The following is a 2,500-nucleotide window of genomic DNA, read 5'->3' as shown; positions in this document are numbered from 1 at the left end:
CACTTGATTCGCCATATTCGACACCTCCGTTTTTATTCATCAAAGGATACTGTTTATTCGTGTATATCCCTTGATACTTACTGTATATGCAGAGATGTACAAGCCTGTTACAAAAAAGACCCCATTCCGTAGAAATGGGGTCTTTCTGACTGATTGCCTAGCGGCGTCCTACTCTCCCAGGACCCTGCGGTCCAAGTACCATCGGCTCTGCAGAGCTTAACTTCTGTGTTCGGGATGGGAACAGGTGTGACCTCTGCGACATTACCACTAGACGTACAGGATGTACAGTCGATCGACGTTGCGACAGGACGTCGCTGGTCTTAGTCGATCTACATTATTGGTGGGCCCAAGAAGATTCGAACTTCCGACCTCACGATTATCAGTCGTGCGCTCTAGCCAACTGAGCTATGGGCCCATATAGATGGAGCGGGTGATGGGAATCGAACCCACGCGACCAGCTTGGAAGGCTGGAGTTCTACCATTGAACTACACCCGCTTAGTAAGCGATAAAAAGTGGCGGAGCTGACGGGATTCGAACCCGCGGTCTCCCGCGTGACAGGCGGGCATGTTAGGCCACTACACCACAGCTCCATTGTGGTTGCGGGGACAGGACTTGAACCTGCGACCTTCGGGTTATGAGCCCGACGAGCTGCCAACTGCTCCACCCCGCGACAATCATTAAGTTTTAAAATGGTGGAGGTTGACGGGATCGAACCGCCGACCCTCTGCTTGTAAGGCAGATGCTCTCCCAGCTGAGCTAAACCTCCAAATGGTGACTCGTACGGGATTCGAACCCGTGAATGCCGCCTTGAAAGGGCGGTGAGTTAAGCCGCTTCTCCAACGAGCCGTTTCTGGCTCCTCAAACAGGACTCGAACCTGTGACCATCCGATTAACAGTCGGGCGCTCTACCAACTGAGCTATTGAGGAACAATGGTGGAGATAAGCGGATTCGAACCGCTGACCCCCTGCTTGCAAGGCAGGTGCTCTACCAACTGAGCTATACCCCCGTATAAGTGGTGAGCCATGAAGGACTCGAACCTTCGACCCACTGATTAAAAGTCAGTTGCTCTACCAACTGAGCTAATGGCTCACAATGGCTGGGGAGGAAGGGATCGAACCTTCGCATGACGGAGTCAAAGTCCGTTGCCTTACCGCTTGGCGACTCCCCAATGGTGATGATGTGAAAAGTAATGATGGGGCGATCGAGGGGAATCGAACCCCCGAGTGCCAGAGCCACAATCTGGTGCGTTAACCACTTCGCCACGACCGCCATCATTGGCAGGGGCAGTAGGACTTGAACCCACGACATCCGGTTTTGGAGACCGACGTTCTACCAACTGAACTATACCCCTGTATTATGAAATTGTTTGTGAAAATGGTGGAGAGAGAAGGATTCGAACCTTCGAAGCTTTCGCAACGGATTTACAGTCCGCCCCATTTGGCCACTTTGGTATCTCTCCATATGAAGATGGTAGCGGCGGAGGGACTTGAACCCCCGACCTACCGGGTATGAACCGGTCGCTCTAGCCAACTGAGCTACACCGCCAAAATAGATGGCGGAGAGAGGGGGATTCGAACCCCCGAGACGTTTTAGGCGCCTACACGATTTCCAATCGTGCTCCTTCGACCAAACTCGGACATCTCTCCGTGTGTCACACCGCTCATCAGCGGCGACAGATGCTATAATATCATGCTCCAAGGACAAGTGCAACAGGCAAACCAAGCAAAAACGGCGATTTAGACAAACTACATCCACCACAAGTCACTCTATTCATCAAAACAAGCCTTTCTCTCCACCTTTCATTGACCGTCAATCCCGTTTGCTCGCTGCAGGTCTGACGACCGAAATGTACACAAAAAGACCCGATCTGCAATAGATCGAGTCCTCTTTTAGCCTTGCGACATCCTACTCTCCTAGGACACTGCGACCCAATTACAATACCTCTGCTATCGCTACGGTGGTACTCCGCTGCGAACGCGGCACTGTTTCTAGGTACTCTTTAGACATGAAAAAAGACCCGATCCAATAAGATCGAGTCTTTCTCATTTGCCAAGCGGCGTCCTACTCTCCCAGGACCCTGCGGTCCAAGTACCATCGGCTCTGTAGAGCTTAACTTCTGTGTTCGGGATGGGAACAGGTGTGACCTCTACGACATCACCACTTGACGTACAGTCGATCGGCGTTGCGACAGGATGTCGCGGTTTTTAGCCGATCTACCGCTTTGCGTGTTCCCTGAAAACTGGATGCGAATAATAGTGAGTGTGGACTTACTTAGGATAAGCCCTCGACCGATTAGTACTGGTCAGCTGCACGCCTCGCGGCGCTTCCACCTCCAGCCTATCAACCTTGTCTTCTACAAGGGGTCTTACCACGTTGACCGTGTGGGAAGTCTTATCTTGAGGTGGGCTTCGCGCTTAGATGCTTTCAGCGCTTATCCCTTCCCGACATAGCTACCCAGCGATGCGGTTGGCACCACAACTGGGACACCAGCGGTCGGT

At 52.3% G+C, this 2,500-nt stretch carries 1 protein-coding gene, 15 tRNA genes and 3 rRNA genes (2 of these 19 only partly in view); all 19 read right to left on the bottom strand.

Going from position 1 to position 2,500, the window contains the following annotated elements; all coding sequences use genetic code 11:
• Positions 1 to 15, bottom strand: partial view of a protease inhibitor I42 family protein gene (locus tag CBW65_RS08685; RefSeq protein ID WP_087456496.1) — the beginning only. The gene continues 282 nt to the left of window position 1, outside the view; the window shows 15 of its 297 coding nt (coding positions 1–15); it begins with the start codon at positions 13 to 15; the stop codon falls past the left edge of the window.
• 140 nt (positions 16 to 155) lie between these two features.
• Positions 156 to 272, bottom strand: a 5S ribosomal RNA gene (rrf, locus tag CBW65_RS08680).
• 66 nt (positions 273 to 338) lie between these two features.
• Positions 339 to 415, bottom strand: a tRNA-Ile gene (locus tag CBW65_RS08675).
• Positions 416 to 422: 7 nt separating this feature from the next.
• Positions 423 to 496, bottom strand: a tRNA-Gly gene (locus CBW65_RS08670).
• A gap of 18 nt (positions 497 to 514) precedes the next feature.
• A tRNA-Asp gene (locus CBW65_RS08665) sits at positions 515 to 591 on the bottom strand.
• 4 nt (positions 592 to 595) lie between these two features.
• Positions 596 to 671, bottom strand: a tRNA-Met gene (locus tag CBW65_RS08660).
• A gap of 20 nt (positions 672 to 691) precedes the next feature.
• Positions 692 to 767 (bottom strand) — tRNA-Val (locus CBW65_RS08655).
• A 3-nt stretch (positions 768 to 770) separates the two neighbouring features.
• Positions 771 to 847, bottom strand: a tRNA-Glu gene (locus tag CBW65_RS08650).
• 5 nt (positions 848 to 852) lie between these two features.
• Positions 853 to 928, bottom strand: a tRNA-Asn gene (locus CBW65_RS08645).
• Between the two features lie 4 nt (positions 929 to 932).
• Positions 933 to 1,008 (bottom strand) — tRNA-Ala (locus CBW65_RS08640).
• A gap of 7 nt (positions 1,009 to 1,015) precedes the next feature.
• Positions 1,016 to 1,091: transfer RNA gene (locus CBW65_RS08635), tRNA-Lys, on the bottom strand.
• A gap of 4 nt (positions 1,092 to 1,095) precedes the next feature.
• Positions 1,096 to 1,170, bottom strand: a tRNA-Gln gene (locus tag CBW65_RS08630).
• Between the two features lie 25 nt (positions 1,171 to 1,195).
• Positions 1,196 to 1,271: transfer RNA gene (locus CBW65_RS08625), tRNA-His, on the bottom strand.
• A 6-nt stretch (positions 1,272 to 1,277) separates the two neighbouring features.
• Positions 1,278 to 1,353: transfer RNA gene (locus CBW65_RS08620), tRNA-Trp, on the bottom strand.
• 24 nt (positions 1,354 to 1,377) lie between these two features.
• Positions 1,378 to 1,461 (bottom strand) — tRNA-Tyr (locus CBW65_RS08615).
• A gap of 9 nt (positions 1,462 to 1,470) precedes the next feature.
• Positions 1,471 to 1,547 (bottom strand) — tRNA-Met (locus tag CBW65_RS08610).
• A gap of 8 nt (positions 1,548 to 1,555) precedes the next feature.
• Positions 1,556 to 1,648 (bottom strand) — tRNA-Ser (locus CBW65_RS08605).
• 402 nt (positions 1,649 to 2,050) lie between these two features.
• A 5S ribosomal RNA gene (gene rrf / locus CBW65_RS08600) occupies positions 2,051 to 2,167 on the bottom strand.
• A gap of 107 nt (positions 2,168 to 2,274) precedes the next feature.
• Positions 2,275 to 2,500 (bottom strand): 23S ribosomal RNA (locus tag CBW65_RS08595) (it continues 2,703 nt past the right edge of the window).

Origin of the sequence: Tumebacillus avium (assembly GCF_002162355.1) — a bacterium.
Lineage (GTDB): Bacteria > Bacillota > Bacilli > Tumebacillales > Tumebacillaceae > Tumebacillus_A > Tumebacillus_A avium.
This window is presented reverse-complemented; position numbering and strand designations above follow the sequence as displayed.